This is a genomic window from Oceanobacillus sp. CF4.6 (assembly GCF_051262635.1).
Taxonomy (GTDB): domain Bacteria; phylum Bacillota; class Bacilli; order Bacillales; family Amphibacillaceae; genus Oceanobacillus.
In genome coordinates this window covers 1-19,951 of record NZ_JBIMEX010000019.1, presented here as the reverse complement: position 1 = coordinate 19,951, position 19,951 = coordinate 1, and the positions used below count along the sequence as shown (strand labels likewise).

Genomic DNA, 19,951 nt, shown 5'->3' with positions numbered 1-19,951 from the left:
ATTGGAATGATATTTTTCTTTATTCGTTTTTCTGTAAACCTTCTATAATTGTTTCAAACTTCAATCCTCGTGAAGCCTTAAATAGTAATAGCGCATCTTTTGTTAAGTACGTATGCAATGCTTTAGCCATTTCTTCTTTGGAATCAAAATGCAAGCATTCAATAGTGCTTGCCTTTTTCTCTACTTCCTCTGAAATCAGTCTTGCCTGTTCGCCATAGGTAAATAGAGCAGTAATAGGGGATTCAATGGCATCTGCTATTGATCGATGCAGTGATTCTGAATGATTTCCAAGTTCCAGTATATCTCCCAAGATCAATACCTTTTGTGGAAAACCATCCATTTGCTTTACAACATCGATGGATGCTTTCATCGATGTTGGTGAAGCATTATATGCATCATTAATAATCGAAGCATCGTTCTTTCCTTTTATTAGTTCAAATCGCATGCTAGTAAGCTCCAGTTCCTGGAAAGCCGAATTGCTTTTTTCTGGAGCTATTTTCAACTGATTTCCTATTGTTAAAGCAAATGAAGCGTTTTTCGCATGATGTCTTCCAAGCAGTGGTACTGTATAGTTTATTCCATCTGATAAATTAAATTCTGTTCCTGTTGGAGTAATTAATACATTCGAGAGCATATTATCATTTGTTTTTTCAAAACCATTTTTGACTACTTTTTGTTTTACCTGCAAACCCTGAAGCAATGGTTCGTCTCCATCAATAACTAGAACTCCGGCTTCATTTAACCCATTTACAATTTCTAACTTTGCATTTACTATTCCCTGCCTTGAACCTAAGAATTCGATATGGGATTCTCCAATATTCGTTATAATTGCATAATCTGGTCTGGAAATTCGGGATAATAAATCAATTTCACCATAATTACTCATACCCATTTCAAGAATCAATACTTCGGTATTCCTGTCCATAGACAGTATCGTAAGTGGCAAACCGATGTGATTATTAAAATTCCCCTTCGTATAATGGGTTCGATAGCTCGTTTTCACAACGGCTGCCGTTAGATCCTTAGTTGTTGTCTTTCCATTGGAACCGGTTATACCTATAACAAACGGGTTTACCTCATTTCTGTATTGCGCTGCCAAATCCTGCAACGCTTTTAACGTATCATCAACGAAAAAAACAGGGAATTTCGGTGAGACAGATTCAGGAACTTTTTTACTTCTATCCCAGAGGACTGCAGCAGCTCCGTTTTTTATCGCCTGTTCGATAAAAACATGTGCATCAAAATTTTCTCCAATAATTGGTATGAACAAGGAATTATTTTCCTTACTTCTACTATCTGTTGTAACTACGTTAATCTTCTTGTTATCTTGGACGTGCCCTTGATTGTCTGTAAAAATTTGCGATAACCAATTCGTTGTAAATAGCATTTTTATTTCTCCTTAGCATGTATTGCTGTTCTGGCCACTTCACGATCATCGAAATCGTGCTTCGTATGACCGATTACCTGATATGTTTCATGTCCTTTTCCAGCAATAAGGATGATATCGTCTTTTTTGGCATAGTTAACAGCTTTTATAATTGCCGCTTGACGATCTTCAATAACTTCAAAACTTCCATTAGATGCATCTAGTCCCTCAATCATATCATCCAATATTTCTTTAGGGTTCTCCGTCCTTGGATTATCTGAAGTAAATAGTGCATGATCAGCATACTTTAGTGCAATGGTTGCCATTAGTGGACGCTTTGACCTGTCACGATCTCCACCGCATCCTACCACAACATATACTTTTTTCTTAGCAAACTCTTTACTCGTTTGGAGTACATTTTCAAGAGAATCCGGTGTATGTGCATAATCAACGATTACCGCAAAATCCTGTCCTTCAGCAACAGGTTCAAAACGTCCATTCACTCCCTGAATACTTTCAAGTGCCGCTTTAATTACAGGTAAAGGCACTCTGGCTGCTATTGCAGCAGCACTTGCTGCCAGCATGTTATAAACATTAAACATCCCAATCAGTTTACTGCTGATATGGATGTTTCCTGCTGGAGAATTTAAATGAAACGATGTACCAGTTGCTTCTAGCTTAACGTCTTCAGCCATTACATTTGCTTTATTCTTGCATCCATATGTCAAAACATGTTGTGCTGTACTATGTTTTAATAGGTTGCTTGATGGGTCATCTTCATTTATTACTGCAAATTTTTGAGAGTCGTTACTGTAGCTATTTCCGAGTTGGGAAAACAATAGGCTTTTTACTCGAAGATAATCCTGCAAATCAGTATGATAATCCAAATGATCTTGTGAAAGATTCGTAAAAATAGCAATGTCATACTCACAGCCATATACTCTTCCAAGATCAAGCGCATGAGATGAAACTTCCATAATTGCCTGCTCTACGTTATCGTTATGCATCTTGTTAAAAATTCTTTGTAAGATTAATGCGTCGGGGGTTGTATTGGCAACTGGATACGTATCTTCGCCAATTTTTAATTGTATGGTACCAATTACTCCCGTTTTCTTTTTATGAAGATTAAATATTTTTTCCAATAAATAGGTTACAGTTGTTTTGCCGTTTGTACCCGTTACACCTATGAGCGGAAGCTTTGCAGTTGGGTAATCAAAGTATTTTGCTGCAAGAATTGGTAAAGCTCGGTTAGTATCCGATACCATAATAATCGGAATAGATACTTTTACACTTACCGGTTTCTCAGAAATGACTGCTACAGCACCATTAGCTTCAGCCTCAGCCACATAATCGTGTCCATCAACAGTAAAACCAGAAATACAAATAAAAACATTTCCTTGTTTTACTTTACGGGAATCCATTTCAATATTATTAAATTCAATGGTATCTATTGTTGCTGAATTAGTTTCATAAAAAGGTAATACATGAAGCAATTCTTTTAATTTCATCATAAACATCCTATCTAATTTAGATCCTACATATGTATTCTTGAATCTATCCATTTTTAAGAGGGTGGTACTCACCCTCTTTTGTATATTTGCATATATATTATAGCAAACTTCATTACTTTTAACGATGTTTTTCATCGGATAGATATATTCTTACCGTGGACCCTTGTTCTAACTTGGTGCCTGGTTCTGGTGACTGATCTGTAATGTATTCGCCTTCCCCACTAGATTCAATCGATAAATCCAGCAGATACTCAGCAAGTTCCTGCTTGGAATGACCAATCAGGTCAGGAACCTCCACTTTTGGCATTTCAGGCCACATATATTCTTTTTCCAGTCCATCTGTTCTCGGTTCCACACCCATTGCTCTTAAGCTATCTCCAATGATTGTTCCAACAATTGGCGCCGCAACGACCCCACCAAATTGAACCGTATTTTTTGGATTATCGATAGCCAAATATACAACCATTTCAGGATCATCTGCTGGAGCAAACCCGATAAATGAAACAATGTAATTATTGTCTAAATACGCTCCATTAGGCCCAACTTTTTGAGCGGTACCTGTCTTCCCGCCGACACGATAACCATCTACGTATGCTGGTCGTCCCGTCCCTTGAGCAACAACACTTTCCAATGCAAGACGAATTTCTTCGGAAGTTGTTTCAGAAATAACTCTTCTTTTCAGGTTAGGTTCAACTTTTTCTACTACTTTACCAGTCTTAGGGTCTATCCATTCTACAGCAATATATGGTTCATATAGATAGCCTCCATTAATTGCGGCGGCTACTGCGTTAACCTGTTGAATAGGGGTTACAGAGACCCCTTGGCCAAAAGATGTGGTAGCCAGCTCAACTGGCCCAACATTTTCAGGTTTGAATAAAATACCATTCCCTTCTCCCTGTAAATCAATCCCCGTTTTCTCGCCAAATCCAAAGGCGTCAATATAGGAAAATAGTTTTTCAGTTCCAAGCATTTGTCCCAAATTTACAAATCCTGGGTTACATGAGTTCTGGACAACTTCCAAATAGCTTTGGTGTCCATGGCCCCCACTTTTCCAACAATGTATCGTTGCGCCCCCTACTGAAATATCACCATCATCGTAAAAATCATCTTCCTCCAAATCAACTTCGTTTTCTTCCAAAGCAGCAGCAAGTGTAATTATTTTAAATGTGGATCCAGGCTCATAGGTACTCCAAATGGGTAAATTTCTCCCGAAAATAGAGGCATTGACTTCCTGATATTTTTCCGGATGAAAATTAGGGCGTGAGGTCATACCGAGTATTCCGCCGGTTTTAGGATTGATCGCTATCGCTAAGGCTTCGTCCGGGTTATACTTTAAAACTGCAGCATCAAGCTCCCGCTCCATAATGGTTTGCACTTTTGAATTTATCGTTGTTTTAAGATTTAGGCCATCAGTAGGTGGTGTGTAGACATCGGCCAGGCTATCAAGTCTTCTACCTTTTGCATCTGAATAAAACGAAAGGCTCCCTTCTTCTCCGCTCAACTTTTCTTCATAAGAGAGCTCAAGACCCATTAATCCTTGATTATCTATACCGGTAAATCCGAGTACATGGGATAAGTCATCCCCATAGGGATAATGGCGTTTTGAGTCTTTCGCTAAATATATTCCAGCTAAATTCATGTCGCGTATTGCCTTTTCCTGTGCTTCTGATATTTTTATTCCTTCCGGTCTTAAACTAACACTAGAAGCATTTTTTGTTATGGTTCCCTTAATTTTTTCTTCAGAAACATTTAGAATTCCTGCCAATTTCTTTGCTGTATCATCAGGATCCTGTATTTGTCTTGGAATGGCTACAACTGACGGAGCTGTTACATTTTCCGCTAAAATATCTCCTTCAGTGTCTAAAATATACCCTCTTTCCGCTTCAAATATGATATCTCTTGTCCAAAGATCATTGGCTTGTCCTGTCAATTGTTCGCCCATTATGAATTGGACATAACCTAAACGAACTACGATAACTGCTAGTAATAGTAGCCCAAAAAGAAAAACAGTAACTATTCGTTTTTTAACTGTAACAGTTGATACACGTTTCATTTTCCATCCCCTTTTCCTAGGCTGGTTTGTATCAACTATATGAGTAAAAAAAACTGAATAGAACACTGTTTGTCTATTGATTACGATTTGAAGGGTATTTTATTCTGTTTCCGAGGAGCTTTCATCTATCGTTTCCTCTGTTTCTTCACTGTTTTCCTTATCTGCATTTGCATTTTCATCTGGAGGCGCAAGCTCAATTCCCAAATAATCGTTTTCTTTTATTGGTGTATCTTTTTCTATATTTTGTGTTATAACATAACCATTGCCAAATGTTTCAATCTTAAAGCTCATAAGATCTGTAAGTTTCATAACATCTCTTAGTGACCACCCAATTATATTTGGCATTGTGGGCTCATCCGTAACTAATATAATGCGGTCGCTTGGCAGAACCATTTCCCCTTCCATTGCACTGGATGAAACAATTTCTTCTCCATTTCCAACCAATGAAACTTTCAGATCTTGTTCTGATAACATTTCTTTTACATCGGTAGATTTCTCACCGATTACTTGCGGCATGGTAACTTGTTCGACTGTCTCTATCTCGTCCTTATCAGGGGCAATATTTAAATAATGCAGACCATTTTCAACAACATTTTTAAATATAAACGAAAGTGGCACAGATCCAGTTTCCGTCGGCTTCAATTCTGGCTGTTGAACCGATACATACATAATTAACTCCGGATCTTCTATAGGGGCCATACCAAGAAAGGAAAAAACATAATTTTCTCGTCCATTCAAATATCCGCCACCCTCAGGATTCGGTATTTCGGCAGTTCCTGATTTCCCACCAACTGAATAATCATCCAATTGATAAATCTTCCCTGTTCCATGTTCACCATTTACAACTGATTCCAGCAGTTTCAATACTTGATCCGATGTCTCTTTTGAAATTGGTTCACCAACAACAGATGGAGATTTTTGTTCCATAAGTTTACCTGTTGATGAATCGACAATTTTATCAATAACATAGGGTTGCATCATTTTCCCATCGTTTGCAATTGCCGTTGCAGCCTTCATCTGCTGAATAGGTGTCATTGTTGAGCCTTGACCAAATGAGGATGTTATTTTTTCTAATGGCCAGTTATACAGAATCTCTCCTGCAACTTCTCCTGGTAAGTCAATATTTGTTTTTTCATCAAAATCAAAGGCTTGTAAGTATTCCAGAAATGTTTCTGTACCCATTTTTTCCCAAACCAGCTTTGCTGCTGCTACATTGGAAGATCGCTGGAAACCTTCATCATAGGAAATAATACCCCATCCATTACCACCATTGTGATCGTGGATTTTTTTTACTTGTTCATTCGGTTGGAAACTTCCTGATTTAAAACCTTCCGAACCATCGTATACACCTTCTTCAATCGCCGCGGCCCATGTAAACATCTTCACCGTGGAACCAGGCTCAAAAGGGTTGGAAATAATGTCATTGTACCAGTTCTCTACATTTGCAGGATTGTTTGGATCATAACTTGGACGACTGCTCATTGCGAGTACTTGTCCAGTTTTTGCATCCATTACTACTGCATTCATCTTACTCGGTTTATATTCTTCATCAACCTGGGTTAAAACGTCTTCTAGTAGCGTCTGTATCTTTTGATCAATCGTCAGATAAACATCATCGCCATCCTCCGGCGCTTGTATGACTTCATTAGGGTCTAGCAATGTTTTATTATATCTGTCTCGCTGATAAGAAATAAACCCATCTTTACCACTTAGAAGATCGTTCATCTCATTCTCCATGCCGGCAATACCAATAATATCATTTTCGTATCCTTCTTCTGTCTCCACTTCAGTTTCTCTGGCAAAGCCAATGATATGTGAGGCAAACATTCCATTTGGATAATACCGAATTGCTTCTTCTTCGAAATTTATCCCAGGGATGTCCAAATCGGAAATTTCATCCTTTTTCTGTTGAGATAGTTCTTTTCCATCCTTACCAAACTCAACTTGAAACAGTTCCCTGTCCATCCCATTTTGTAAAGGTTCCAATATTTCATTAACTTCAACATCTAAAAGAGGAGCCAACGTTTCCGCTGTCTTTTGCGGATTTTCTACATGTAAGGGCTCCTCTGAGTTTTCTGAATAAGCTTCATCTAAAATGGCATACATCGTGTATGTAGGTCGGTCGTATGCGAGTGTCATTCCATTTTTATCAAAAATCTTACCTCGTTCAGCACTTATCGAATAAGATGATGTTCGTTTTTGATCGGCCCATTCGTTTAAAGAAACGCCGTCTATTTCTCCAGTTGCCTGTATATACATAAACCTTCCCGTTAAAACCAAGAAAACTGCGACAAAGATAATGATGTAAACACCTGCCATCAAATGAGTTGTCTTGTTTTTTTTCATAGGTTAAGCCCCTTGCCTAGTTGTTAAATGACTGTGCTTGCTTTACTTCCGTATTTTGGATTTTCAACCCATTTTTATCTGCAATTTGAATAATTCTTTCAGGTCTCGACAATTCTTTCATTTCAAATAAAAGACCTTCATTCTTCACTTGCTGGGTACTAACGGTTTGTTCAAGCTGCTGTAATTCTCTATTTATTGTATCAGTTGTTGATGAATATGACACGATAAAAATACTAGATACAATTACAGTTACACCAAGCAACGAATAAATTATCTTTTCTCCTTTTGTAATCCAGCCATTCTTTTTTATCTTTACTGCTACTTTTGGTTCTTTAGTCGGATTATGTTGTGGATTCGTTTGCTGCCAACTGCGGGCTTGATTTGCACTCATTATTTTTTCCACCCTTCTTCATAAGTAAATTCGTCTCTCCATTCGGAATTCTTTTTTACTACCCGTAATTTTGCAGAACGTGACCTACGATTTTCCTCAAGTTCATGATCAGCTGCTATTAATGGTTTTCTGGTAATTAATTCAAATGGAGCTTGATGGTCTTTTGGTACTACTGGAAGGTTTCTAGGAGTTGGTTTTTCCGTACTCCATTTTTTAAAAGCTTGCTTGCATAAACGATCTTCAAGTGAATGAAATGTAATTACAGCAATTCTGCCTTCAATATCCACAACCCTTGCAGCCTGATGCAATGCATCATTAAATGCTGCCAGTTCATCGTTTACTGCTATTCGTAGTGCTTGAAAAATACGTTTGGCAGGGTGACCACCCTTTCTTCTTGCCGGTGCAGGGATCCCTTCCTTGATTATCTCTACAAGCTGATGCGTCGTTCTAATTTCTTCCACTTCTCTATGTGCCTCTATTTTTCTTGCTATCTGCTTAGAAAACTTTTCTTCCCCGTATTTAAAAAAGATGGACACAATCTGATTGTATGTCCACGTATTCACAATTTCATATGCAGTCAATTCTTGTGTTTGATTCATGCGCATGTCCAATTGAGCGTCATGCTGGTAACTGAATCCCCTCTCGCCTCGATCCAACTGTGGCGAAGATACACCAAGATCAAATAAAATACCATCAACGGTCGATATATTGTGCCCGGACAGTTCTCGCTCTAATCCACGAAAGTTTGAATGAACAAATAAAATCCGATCCTCGTATGTTTTCAATCTTTCTTTAGCCGCTTTCAATGCATCTAAATCCTGATCAAAAGCGATAAGCAATCCATTTTCATTAAGCCTAGATGCTATCTCCCATGAGTGGCCACCACCACCAACCGTACAATCTATATACGTACCGTTTGGTTTGATTGCCAATCCCTTTATCGTTTCATTCTTTAAAACACTGTAATGTTCAAACATACATACACCCACTTAATTAGTTTTCGAATGATTTCATACTGATTGTGGATAACAACAATAATCAGATATCAAAATCCATTAGATTTTCTGCAAGCTCTGCAAATGATTCTTCAGAATCTGTGACATAATCTTCCCAACTGTCACTTGCCCAGAATTCAATCCGATTGGAAACACCTATGACATTACATTCTTTTTCCAAACCTGCATATTTGCGAAGTCCTTGCGGAATATTTATTCTTCCCTGCTTATCCACTTCACATTCAACAGCTCCAGAAAAGAAAAATCGTGTAAATGCTCTGGCGTCCTTCTTAGTTAGTGGGAGTTTTTTTAATTTTTCTTCTAAAATTTTCCATTCATCCATGGGGTATGCAAATAGACATTTATCCAGTCCACGAGTAACAACAAAGCTTGGCCCAAGTTCATCACGGAACTTGGAAGGGACAATAATTCGACCCTTTGTATCAATGCTATGAAGGAATTCACCCATGAACATATAGTCCGCCCCACTTTCATATTTTTTATAATACCACATTCCCCCACTATCTACCACATAATAACTAACATTTTTTCCGATGTGGATAAGTCTTGTTCTTAAACAACTATTTATCCACAAAAAAAAGCTGTCATATCAATGATAGACAGCTTTTTCTAAAATATATTTTTATTGTGGTAAAGAGTGGGTGTTCATCCCACATTTAAAGATAAACTACATAATGTTCTTCTTCAAAAGAACATGGTGTCATCGTTATATAAGAAATGAATTCCATTCCGTATTCATTAACCCATTGCAGCGGATTCCATACGCGTTCCTGCAAACCACCATGAGGATGGAGTGAAGCATTAATAAGGTCAAATTCATATAGTTCCTTTGCATATTTTTCTTCTAACGCTTTAACTAATCTACCCTGAATAAAATCGATATCCCTATATAGATAGGACAAATTTTTCTCACTTAAATCCCCAAGGTCACTCCGTATATCTTTAGCCAAATCTCGAAGCGGTTTATGTGCCTTTTCGATAACTGTTTTAATTTCAGAGGTCAATTCATTGACTTGTGGATTACTCTTCGACTGCAGCCATTTATCTTTTTTACTATTTACCCCTTCATTAACAGCAGACACAACATCAATTTCGTACCTTTGGAGAGCTTTTGCAACTTGTCTTTCAACTACTGTAATAGATAATCTAGGAAGTACTGGAGGCATCTTTAAGTCCAATGTATGAAAGGCTTGTTTAAGTCCTGCCCAGTATCCTACTTCTCCTGGCCCACCAATAAAAGCTAAAGTGGGAAACAATAATTCCTGCATTAAAGGACGCGTTACAACATTATTGCTTAATAATTCTGGATTATTTTCAGCTATTATCATTAATTCATCCGTCGTTAAACGAATTTCATTCTGCTTTCCGACCCAATCACCCGAATGATCACGCGTTAAAAGAATACGTTCATGATCCTTATGATAAAAAAGGTGTCCATCATGGGGACCAGACTCAAGAGATACCTGATATCCCTTTTTATTTAGATCTGACAGGGCAGAGAACACTCCCTCACTTATTCCAGGTTGGTGTTTTATCATATCCTGGAAAAAGCGACTTTCCAATTGTCTTACTTCTTGATTACCTGAATCAATTAATACAACGCCTGCATCTTTAAACAGGTGATGAATTATTCTAGCAAAGAAATCAGCATACGTTTGTGACTTTTCCACAGCAGTATGAATCGTATCGTATATGTCTTTTGTATACACCGTCTCATGAAGTTGTTCAAATAAGTTATCTACCCACGCAGATAGAACAGAGCGATCAATTGGTATATCCGAAACAGACTTTTTTTCCATCATATGGTGTCCTAATTTATACTTTTTCATTTGCGGTATTTTGGGTAAGTATATATGATTGATTTCATCAAAATCATGATCTTCTCCAGCTATCCAAAAAACTGGTATTACGGGAATCCCAAGTTCTTCTTCCTGTTGTCTGGCAAATTGAATAATAGAAATCACTTTATTAATCGTATACATTGGTCCTGTCAATAAACCGGCTTGCTGACCACCAATAACAACTACACTTTTTTCATCATTTAATTTATCAATATTATTAAAAGTTGATATAGGAGCATCCCACTGATGATTCATTTTATGTAATACATATGTTAATTTCTCACGGTCAAAAGTACGACCTTTTAAGTCCTTGACTCTCTGTTCATAAACATCGTTATAAGGCGAGTAATCAAAAAAACTCATAATTTCTTCCCTGTTATTTCGATAATCAGCTATTAACTGACTTTGAGCTTTTAATTGTATAGGGTCGATACGCATTGATCCCATGCTCCTTCTATTCAGAATGTACATGTTATATTGTACATAAGTTTCTCATTCTTTTCATCTAATCTGTTTGTAAAATTACTCAACCAAAAATTTGTTGAATAATCCCTACTAATACAAGAAGAATATATAGCATTAGAAACAAAATAAAGGAAAATCTCCAGATAACCTTTATGGCTTTACCTAATTCTACCTCTAGACTAGTTTTCCACTGATATATAATGATTATTGAAAGCGAGATGATAAAAAAAACAATCATCCAGCCAATAAAAATCCCACCAAAAATAAGATCAAACAGTATCACAACAGCTATTATATATAAAATAGTAGTCCAATTTACAGCCGTATGTACTGCTTTTAATTTTTTACTATGTAGAATCTTAACAGATATCAAATAAATAGATACGGTCGCAAAAATCGGGAGTGTTATAAATAATGATATGAAATAAATAATGTAATTGAACATATTTTTCCAGAATCCCTCTCCTCGTATTTTCCTTTATATATTGTATCAGATAAAAAAACTTTATGGCTCACAAATAGCAATCCACTTTATCCTCAGCGTCATAACTTCATGTCTTGTATATAAAAGCGTCAAATATTTTTAAAATTATCACTTTTATATTATAATAAATTTGGAATGATTTATAGCTTTTCTTTGTATTATTAAAAAAATCATTCTTCCAAAAGCTGCAGTTTTAAAAGGGAGAATACATTAGATATAGGGGGAGAGTTTTTATGGAACAAATTAGAGTGGAAAATCTCTTAGTTAATTATAAAACGCTTGAGAAGTTTAAAAGGTTTAAAGAATACGGAAACCAGGAACTTACGATGATGGAGGATTTGCAAAATAATATAATCGAAAATGACAGTAAATCCCCATTTCATGGTATTTACTATGGTAATAATTTGATTGCAAGAATGAGCCTATACGAAGTAGATAAGAGATATGACGATTACTTTGCACCACCTCAAGACTATTTAACATTATGGAAACTTGAAGTATTACCCGATTACCAGGGGAAAGGGTATGGAAAAGCTCTCGTTGACTTCGCTAAGGAATCCAATCTCCCTATTAAGACTAGCCCCCGAATTAATTCTCATGGGTTCTGGGAGAAAATGGGCTTTGTGAAAGCCCATTATAACATGGAAAGAGATTTAGGTGAAAATCCTCTCATATGGCTCCCAGAAGGTGTTAAAGAAAAAGAATCTTAGAAAACTTGGCATCCGCCAAGCCTTTTCGGCGAATGCCTTAGTTGCACTTATGCAAGTAAGAAAGTTTATACTTTCTTACTTGCTAAATAAAACAGAACTAAAAAAGTTTCGTCCATAAGGAGAAGACATGAATATTAATTTCCATTCATGTCTTTTTATTGTGGGGAAACAATAAAGTTCGCAGAGGGGAATTGACACTTTATAAATCTCCATCCCTAACGGATGTCCATAATTTATACAATTCCTGCCATGCTTGATCAAATCTTTGTACCTGGCTTTTAAGCTTTTCATTTTCTTTTTCCAGATACTTCAATTTTTCCTCATTAGCTATATCTACCACGCTTTTCTCATTCGGAAATTGTGATTTCATTTTTTCAAGCAACTGTATGGCAGAATCTATTGTATACTTCTCTTTTGGTTCGTGATGATCAGATATAACTGCTTCTTTCTTTGTTCCACTTTTTCTTTCCTCTTTTGCGGACTGAATAGCATGCTGATACTGCTTTCGGATTGTTGCATTCCATCTGAATCCGCATGCAGCCGACGTACGGGAAAGTTGAGCTGCAACTTCTTTGAACGCTTCAAGCTGCGTTCTACCTTCTCGAATGAAGCGTAAAACTGTTTCTGCGAGGATAATATCCTCATCCTGGGTCCAAGCATCCTGTCTTGTATCGTTCATAACACCCCTCCTAATATGTTTGCTATCAATGTATGCAAAAAATAGGGGTGCTAGAATAGAATTCTTATTTCCTAGTTAAAAATTTTCCCACTGCTACCTTGTGTTCAGCAGAATCCCAAAGATTGGCAGCATTCAGGACTTCTTGATCCATGTGAGCCGATAAATTGTCTCCCATTACCTTTTCCAGGTACTGCTCTTTAAGCATGATCATTTGTTTGTATGATTTTGAAATATAGTTCTGTAATAGCTTCGGTCGATCATCCCACTCTTCAACAGTCACAATAGTATGTAGCCAACCATGCTCCTTTACTTCCTCTGCATCGTATCTCTTCGCTTCAATTAACCAGTTTAATGCAAAATGGGGACTGACTTTTTCATACAGTAGTGTTCCACCACCCCAACCTGGAAGGATACCAAGGCTTGATTGCACAAAACCAAATGTAGTGTTCTCTTTTGCAATTCGAACGTCACAAGCTGTCGCAATTTCGCAACCCCCCCCTAAAGCATCGCCATTTAATAAACAAATTGTAGGAACTGGAAAGTTAACAATTTGATATAATAATTCCTTCATCGGGGATAGTAATGCATATGCTTCTTCTGGCTTTAGGTCCCCGTGCAGTTCATTTAAATCTCCTCCAGAGCAAAACATTTTATCGCCAGCTCCCGTAATGAGCAAAAATTTAATCGGATCCTTTCTTGCCTTTTGAAGACAGGCTGACAAACTTTCCCGCATCGCTAATGAAATAGCATTACGTTTGTCAGGTCTATTCAAACAAATTTCCCCATACCCTTGATTCCTTTTATATGTAACCAATTCCGACACAATGATCGCTCCTTCACACTCATTTTTATGTATATAGATTAGCATACATATAAAAAAACAGACCACATAATTTGTGATCTGTCTCTTTATACACTTAGAAGATTAGTTGTTGACTACTTCTTTTCCGTCATAATGTCCGCAAGATTTGCAGACATGGTGCGGTTTTGCTAATTCTCCACAATTTGAACACTCTACCATGCCAGGTACGTGTAATTTTTTATGAGTACGACGTTGATTTTTTACTTTTTTAGACGTTCTTTGCTTAGGTACTGCCATGACTTACACCTCCTTCAAAATGAAAGTAAAACTTGAATCGTAATTCTTATTTTTCTTCCTTTTTATTTTCAAGCAACGATTCCAATTTTTTTAAACGGGGATCTATTGTCTTTTCTTCTTTTACTTCCGAAACTAATTCCCATCCATTACCTTGAGAAGGAGCTCCTCCTTCAGGGTTATCCTCTTTTGTAAAAACCCGAAAAGGGATTTCCAATATAATATTTTCCTCTATATAAGGTGTTAAGTCAAGAACTTCTCCATCTATTGGATGAATTTCATGTTCAACTTCATCACTTCCATAATAGGAAGACGTGGAAAATACTTCGTTTGCTTGGATTGTAAACGGATAAGGTACATCTACCAATGTTCTGGCACAAGGTAATATCATTTCCCCTTCTATCGTAAAAGAGAAAAAGAACTGATCTCCTTGAATGTCAGCTTTTCCATGAACCCGGACAGGTTTTATTTCGCGAATATCATTGTTCATTGTTTCCAGTTCGGAAACATCCACCATCTCATCAAATTCAAATGGTTTTTTAACCGCGTTTTTTCTGATTTGGCTTAATGTTAATTTCATTAATTTCACCTCTAGGCAACAAGAGTTATTTTAAAAGAAAAAAGAACTTTTGTCAACATATTTTCTTTACACATACTACTATATTTCCCGCATCTGTCTGTACTAATCATACTATACTCCTCCGTGCGTCACAATTAATAATTTGTTACAATAATTAATAGACAATCTCTAGGAGTTGAGTTTATGAATGCTTGTGGTTTAATCGTCGAATATAACCCTTTTCACAATGGTCATATCTACCATATACAGGAAGCTAAAAAGGCATCTGGAGCAGACTGTATGATTGCTGTTATGAGTGGCAATTTTCTGCAACGTGGTGAACCAGCTGTCATCGATAAGTTCCATCGTACAAGAACTGCTCTAAATTCAGGAATTGATATCGTATTGGAACTCCCGTATATCTATGCTGTACAAAATAGTGACCTTTTTGCAGATGGTGCAGTAAAAACACTGAACGAAGCAGGCGTATCCACAATTTGTTTCGGAAGTGAATCTGGTTCTATTTCACATTTTATTACAAGTTTTCACACCTTTAAAGCAAAACGTGCAATTTTTGAGGAAACCTTAAAAAAATATTTAGATAAAGGGATTTCCTTCCCAGAAGCAAGTAAACATGCTTATACGAATATTGGGTTAACAGATCAAAATATAGATCTAACTAAACCTAATAATATACTTGGTTATAGCTATGTAAAATCGATCATGGAAAATAACTTGTCTATTTCACCATTAACGATTAAGCGTACAAATAATGACTTTCATGATCAAACCATCACGAGTACGATTGCTAGTGCGACAAGCATTAGAAAAGAACTATTAAAGCATAACGCGTTAACAGCACAAATCCTACCTGCAATCCCTAAAGAAACGGAAAGTCAGCTAATGGTATATAAAGATAAATCATCTATTTGGCATCAGTGGGAGAATTATTTTCCGCTCCTTCAATATCGTGTTATGACCATGTCTGCCAGCGAGATTAAAGCTATTCAGGGTGTAGATGAAGGCTTGGAAAACCGAATTATAAAAACGGCAAAAAAAGCAACCTCTATTTACAGATGGATAGAATCGATTAAAACAAAACGCTATACTTGGACAAGGATTCAGCGTATGTTCGTTCATATTTTAACGAACACAAAGAAAGCTGACTTTGAAACTGTTCATCTACCTTCTGTTCCATATGTTCGTGTGCTTGGTATGACACAAATAGGACGTACTTATTTAAATCGACAAAAAAAACAGATGCACGTACCCCTTTTATCGAAACTAACACGTAATCAGCACCCTGTGTTGGCCATCGAAGAGAAAGCTGCTCAGGCCTATTATAGTGTCCTTCCTCCAGAAAAAAGGAATTCATTGTTTCAGCAAGAATTGCAGTCCCCAATCCGCTTATAAAAATAGACCTTTTTGAAAGGTCTATTTTTGTTTATGTGCCGAGGGTTACTTCTGCAATTGATTTAAATAGTCTAGAGCATCTTCAAACGTATCGACCGGCACGATTTCCATATCGGCATTAATATCTTCTGCCGTATTTACTGCTAGTTGATAATTGGAATTGTTAGCTCCATTTTCGTTTGGTGCAAAGAAAATATCGATTCCTTCTTTATCAGCCGCAACTATTTTCTTATCAATTCCACCAATTCGGAGAACATTACCTTCATAATCTACTTCACCGGTTCCAGCTATTTCTAGACCATTCGTAAGATCTTCCTCTGTTAGTTGATCATATATTTCCAATGAGAACATGAGACCAGCACTCGGACCACCAATATTACCACTTGTAAATTCAATTTCCGGTTCTACCGATACATTACGATCGGTTACAAGACTGATACCTATTCCTACTTTATTTTCAATCTCAGTAAATTCTTCTAATGTAATCTCTTCACTCAAGGTTTCTTCGTTACGTACAAATTCAATTGTAATAACAGTATTCTTCTTTTTCGAGTCTACATAGTCAATTAAATCTGCTGACTCTTTAATCTCATTTCCATCAATACCAATAATACGATCTCCGGTTTCAAGCTTTCCTTCTGCCGGCATTCCTTCTACAACAGAAACAACGTATACCCCATTATAATCGATGATGATATCCTCTCCAGCTGCTTCATAGGCCACAACGGTTGCTGCCTCTTGTGAACTCTCCATCACTTGTAGCTGTGCATGCATATAGTCATCCTGAGAGATCCCTTCTGGAAAGACCTGATCAAGCGGAAGAATATCCTGATAGGAGAACATCCTAGCCATTATATACTGAATAGGGGTTGCCTGGAGGCCGCTTACGGTTACTAGATGCATATCACCTTCACTTTCAAATCCCTCAGAGACTTCAACAATCGGATTCAACGGATTTGCACCTCCTGGCTTCTGAATGTAATACGGGAGTTGATACACTCCCAAAAAATAGACAATAACAACGGTAATAATAAAAAATATTATATTTCTTTTAGTCACTTTCATCGTATCGTATAGCTCCTTCCTGTATTCCCCAAACAATTCTTTCTCATGTCTATGGAATAATTCACCTATGTATGAGCGTATATTGTACAGACTTGTCTTATTCAATTTGCTACGCCTAAAACAATAGAATAATTTTACTACTAACAAAATAAGTTGTACAGAGCTAGGCTCATTAACTAGGGGGCTTTCTATTGAAGCATATCATTAAAACTTTCATGTATTCCGGTTTAACTGTTTTTCTAACTATATCTCTAATCAGTTTTCCTGACCAGGCATTAGAAGCCGGCATTCGAGGACTGAATATGTGGTGGGAAGTGGTTTTCCCTTCACTGCTACCTTTCTTTATTACAGCTGAACTCCTGCTTGCATTTGGAGTTGTTACATTTATTGGGATATTATTTGAACCAATTATGCGTCCCTTATTTAATGTTCCAGGTGCAGGTAGTTTTGGTTGGATGATGGGCATGGCAAGTGGTTATCCCACTGGGGCAAAGATAGCTGCTCGTCTGCGGGAAGAAAAACAATTGACGAAGATTGAAGCAGAGAGACTTGTCTCATTTACAAATAATTCCAGTCCCTTATTTATTTTTGGAGCCATCTCTGCAGGTTTCTTTCACGATTTGAAGCTTGGAACGCTTTTAGCATTCTCCCACTATACAAGTAATGCTCTTGTGGGTATGTGCATGAGGTTCCATGGGAAAAAGGATGGAAACAGGCAAAAAAGGATGGAATGGCGAGGTAAACCTACCTATTCAATTACAAGAGCGTTTAGAGAAATGCACCGAACACGGATGAAGGAGAATAAACCGCTTGGTGAAATTCTTGGTGACGCCGTTTTGAATTCCATTAAAACATTAGTAATGGTTGGAGGATTTATTATTCTCTTTTCAGTCCTAATTAAATTATTATTTCTTGTGGGCGTATCACCCGCAATCGCAATGTTTGGGGAAGTACTATTAAGAACACTCGGCCTACCAGAAGATCTGGCACTCCCGTTCTTCTCCGGATTGTTTGAAATTACGATTGGTGCCAATATGATTTCACAAACAACAACAGACTCTCTTCTGCCAAAAGCAATGCTTGTCAGTTTTATTCTAGGTTTTAATGGGCTTTCCATTCATGCGCAAGTAGCCAGTATTCTCGCAAAAACAGATATTCGATTCGCTCCCTATTTCTTTGCACGAATTTTACATGGCACATTTGCGGTTATCCTAACGATCATTTTATACAAGCCATTATACTTGGACAGGCATACGATAGATTTGAATGAAATCCCTGTTTCACAAGACGGGATTACAGAGAATATTTGGTTGACCATTTTTCATTACTTAAAAGATTTCGGTCCATTCATAACAATTTGCTTTTTGGCACTATCCGTAATGATCTTATATAAAAGAAGTAAGTAAAAAAATGGCCGTTAAGCCATCTTTTTACTTACTGTTAAATTTCCTTCTTAGAGCTTCTTCCACATGTTCTGGAACCAAGCCAGAGATATTCCCATTATATTTAGCTATTTCCTTCACCATGCTCGAACTGAGAAACGAATACTGATTATTTGTCATCATAAAAAATGTTTCAATATCTTCGTTCAGTTTTCTGTTCATTGAAGTGATTTGCATTTCATATTCAAAATCGCTGACAGCACGTAGACCCCGAATAACAGCATGTGCTTTCTTTTCCGCTGCATAGTCCATTAATAAATGATCTGAAGAATCTACCGATACATTAGGAATGTCCTTTGTTGATTCTTCCAGTAATTGCATTCTTTCTTCTACATTAAACAGAGGTGACTTGGACTGATTATTAAACACAGTTACGATAACAGTTTCAAAAATTTTTGCACCTCTAGTTATAATGTCTAAATGTCCATTGGTAATAGGATCAAAACTTCCAGGACAGATTGCCAGTTTTCCCATTGTAAACGCTCCTATGCTTTATATATAGTAATACCAATCGTTCCACCATAACGTTCCACTTTATACACTTCCAAGTGTTCGACTTTGCTCGGCAACTCTTCGGATAAATCATGTTCACAATAAATTGTTCCACCCGATTGAATTAAATTTAATTTTATAATGTCGTTTAGAATTTCTTCATAGTCAACTTTTCCATATGGTGGGTCCAGTAAAATTAAATCAAATTTCAGTTCTCTTTTAGCTGCTGCTTTTAGTGCCCTGTGAGCTTCGGCACGAAATACTTCTGAGCACTGATCCAAATTCATTGTTCTTAAATTTTCATAAATAGTATGTATTGCTTTTGGATGTTTATCAACAAATATGCCATATTCCATTCCACGACTCAATGCTTCTATTCCCATGGACCCACTTCCAGCAAACAGATCTAGCACATTACCCCCATCGAAAAATGGTCCCATCACTTGAAAGACAGCTTCTTTAACTTTATCTGTTGTAGGACGCGTAGATTTCCCTGAAACCGCTTTTAATTGTCTTCCTTTTAAATCGCCTGCTATAACTCGCATAAATTCACCTCAGCTTGACGTATTCGACACTTATCCTACCATAAAAATCTTGTTTAGAAAACTCCAATTAAAATATAAATAAATAATTGTATATGTATATTATCTCTTTCAATGTCCATAATATCATAATGATTCAACTAATCGTTAGTTTGGTTGTTTCAAAAACGGAGAAGACTTACACTTCCCCATAAGTTCTTCCTCCGGTTTCTCCTCTCCCTTTGCCTTTTTGTTTTTCAAGCGAAAAACAAAGGGACCTGCAGAAGAATATTCTGCAGGTTTTTCTTTTGTCTTAGGCTGTATTCTAAAAGATTACTCGTCCCACCAAAAAGATTTGTTGTTATTCCACAAAATGTATAAACTTCGAACTAGGATAAGTTACTTCGGCGACCGCTCTGGGAAATATACTTCGCTTTCCACGGGCGGCTGGTGAGCCCCTTCATGCTAACGCATTTCAGAGTCTCACCTATGCCTTTCTTC

19 protein-coding genes are annotated in these 19,951 nt (G+C 37.0%); 3 read left to right on the top strand and 16 right to left on the bottom strand.

Annotated elements, in window-relative coordinates:
- Nucleotides 1–19: 19 nt before the first annotated feature.
- The 9 genes from ACHABU_RS19955 to ACHABU_RS19915 all read right to left on the bottom strand — a co-directional run bounded on the left by ACHABU_RS19955 (nt 20) and on the right by ACHABU_RS19915 (nt 11,434).
- Nucleotides 20–1,387, bottom strand: coding sequence for a UDP-N-acetylmuramoyl-tripeptide--D-alanyl-D-alanine ligase (locus ACHABU_RS19955; protein ID WP_435766714.1), 1,368 nt, complete (start codon nt 1,385–1,387; stop codon nt 20–22).
- A gap of 2 nt (nt 1,388–1,389) precedes the next feature.
- Nucleotides 1,390–2,874 carry a UDP-N-acetylmuramoyl-L-alanyl-D-glutamate--2,6-diaminopimelate ligase gene (locus ACHABU_RS19950; protein WP_435766713.1) on the bottom strand — a complete coding sequence of 495 codons (1,485 nt, stop codon included), beginning with the start codon at nt 2,872–2,874 and terminating at the stop codon, nt 1,390–1,392.
- Nucleotides 2,875–2,995: 121 nt separating this feature from the next.
- Nucleotides 2,996–4,930, bottom strand: a complete 1,935-nt coding sequence (locus ACHABU_RS19945) for a stage V sporulation protein D (protein WP_435766712.1) — start codon at nt 4,928–4,930, stop codon at nt 2,996–2,998.
- A gap of 99 nt (nt 4,931–5,029) precedes the next feature.
- Nucleotides 5,030–7,276: a penicillin-binding protein gene (locus ACHABU_RS19940; RefSeq protein ID WP_435766711.1), complete on the bottom strand. Its 2,247-nt coding sequence runs from the start codon at nt 7,274–7,276 to the stop codon at nt 5,030–5,032.
- A 16-nt stretch (nt 7,277–7,292) separates the two neighbouring features.
- The gene (gene ftsL / locus ACHABU_RS19935) at nt 7,293–7,667 is read right to left on the bottom strand and encodes a cell division protein FtsL (RefSeq protein ID WP_435766710.1); all 375 of its coding nucleotides are present in this window, start codon (nt 7,665–7,667) and stop codon (nt 7,293–7,295) included.
- Entirely contained in the window at nt 7,667–8,644 is a 978-nt protein-coding gene (rsmH, locus tag ACHABU_RS19930) for a 16S rRNA (cytosine(1402)-N(4))-methyltransferase RsmH (protein ID WP_435766709.1), read from the bottom strand. The genes ftsL and rsmH overlap by 1 nt, the downstream gene beginning before the upstream one ends.
- Nucleotides 8,645–8,705: 61 nt before the next feature.
- Nucleotides 8,706–9,137, bottom strand: a complete 432-nt coding sequence (gene mraZ, locus ACHABU_RS19925) for a division/cell wall cluster transcriptional repressor MraZ (RefSeq protein WP_435766740.1) — start codon at nt 9,135–9,137, stop codon at nt 8,706–8,708.
- A gap of 202 nt (nt 9,138–9,339) precedes the next feature.
- Entirely contained in the window at nt 9,340–10,962 is a 1,623-nt protein-coding gene (gene bshC, locus ACHABU_RS19920; RefSeq protein ID WP_435766708.1) for a bacillithiol biosynthesis cysteine-adding enzyme BshC, read from the bottom strand.
- An 88-nt stretch (nt 10,963–11,050) separates the two neighbouring features.
- A complete protein-coding gene (locus ACHABU_RS19915; protein WP_435766707.1) occupies nt 11,051–11,434 on the bottom strand; it encodes a DUF3397 domain-containing protein in 384 nt (127 codons plus the stop codon).
- Nucleotides 11,435–11,706: 272 nt separating this feature from the next.
- On the opposite strand from ACHABU_RS19915, the gene ACHABU_RS19910 reads away from it, so the two are divergent.
- Complete coding sequence (locus tag ACHABU_RS19910; RefSeq protein ID WP_435766706.1) at nt 11,707–12,183, top strand: N-acetyltransferase; 477 nt, start codon at nt 11,707–11,709, stop codon at nt 12,181–12,183.
- 199 nt (nt 12,184–12,382) lie between these two features.
- Here ACHABU_RS19910 and ACHABU_RS19905 read toward each other — a convergent pair whose 3' ends face one another.
- From ACHABU_RS19905 to ACHABU_RS19890, 4 genes are all read right to left on the bottom strand, one after another.
- Nucleotides 12,383–12,862, bottom strand: a complete 480-nt coding sequence (locus tag ACHABU_RS19905) for an RsfA family transcriptional regulator (protein WP_435766705.1) — start codon at nt 12,860–12,862, stop codon at nt 12,383–12,385.
- A gap of 64 nt (nt 12,863–12,926) precedes the next feature.
- Nucleotides 12,927–13,634 (bottom strand): enoyl-CoA hydratase/isomerase family protein, encoded by a 708-nt coding sequence (locus ACHABU_RS19900; RefSeq protein WP_435766704.1) that lies wholly within the window; start codon nt 13,632–13,634, stop codon nt 12,927–12,929.
- A 153-nt stretch (nt 13,635–13,787) separates the two neighbouring features.
- Nucleotides 13,788–13,961 (bottom strand): 50S ribosomal protein L32, encoded by a 174-nt coding sequence (gene rpmF / locus ACHABU_RS19895; protein ID WP_379495722.1) that lies wholly within the window; start codon nt 13,959–13,961, stop codon nt 13,788–13,790.
- Between the two features lie 46 nt (nt 13,962–14,007).
- Entirely contained in the window at nt 14,008–14,538 is a 531-nt protein-coding gene (locus ACHABU_RS19890; RefSeq protein ID WP_435766703.1) for a YceD family protein, read from the bottom strand.
- A gap of 183 nt (nt 14,539–14,721) precedes the next feature.
- Here ACHABU_RS19890 and ACHABU_RS19885 point away from each other — a divergent pair, with 183 nt between their 5' ends.
- Complete coding sequence (locus tag ACHABU_RS19885) at nt 14,722–15,930, top strand: nucleotidyltransferase (protein WP_435766702.1); 1,209 nt, start codon at nt 14,722–14,724, stop codon at nt 15,928–15,930.
- A gap of 45 nt (nt 15,931–15,975) precedes the next feature.
- Here ACHABU_RS19885 and ACHABU_RS19880 read toward each other — a convergent pair whose 3' ends face one another.
- Nucleotides 15,976–16,995, bottom strand: a complete 1,020-nt coding sequence (locus tag ACHABU_RS19880) for a SepM family pheromone-processing serine protease (RefSeq protein ID WP_435766701.1) — start codon at nt 16,993–16,995, stop codon at nt 15,976–15,978.
- Between the two features lie 191 nt (nt 16,996–17,186).
- Between ACHABU_RS19880 and ylbJ the strand changes: the two genes are divergently transcribed.
- Complete coding sequence (gene ylbJ, locus ACHABU_RS19875; protein ID WP_435766700.1) at nt 17,187–18,401, top strand: sporulation integral membrane protein YlbJ; 1,215 nt, start codon at nt 17,187–17,189, stop codon at nt 18,399–18,401.
- 24 nt (nt 18,402–18,425) lie between these two features.
- Here ylbJ and coaD read toward each other — a convergent pair whose 3' ends face one another.
- Together coaD and rsmD are read right to left on the bottom strand one after the other, a co-directional pair.
- Nucleotides 18,426–18,911 (bottom strand): pantetheine-phosphate adenylyltransferase, encoded by a 486-nt coding sequence (gene coaD, locus ACHABU_RS19870; RefSeq protein WP_379495727.1) that lies wholly within the window; start codon nt 18,909–18,911, stop codon nt 18,426–18,428.
- An 11-nt stretch (nt 18,912–18,922) separates the two neighbouring features.
- The gene (gene rsmD / locus ACHABU_RS19865; protein ID WP_435766699.1) at nt 18,923–19,474 is read right to left on the bottom strand and encodes a 16S rRNA (guanine(966)-N(2))-methyltransferase RsmD; all 552 of its coding nucleotides are present in this window, start codon (nt 19,472–19,474) and stop codon (nt 18,923–18,925) included.
- Nucleotides 19,475–19,951 lie beyond the last annotated feature (477 nt).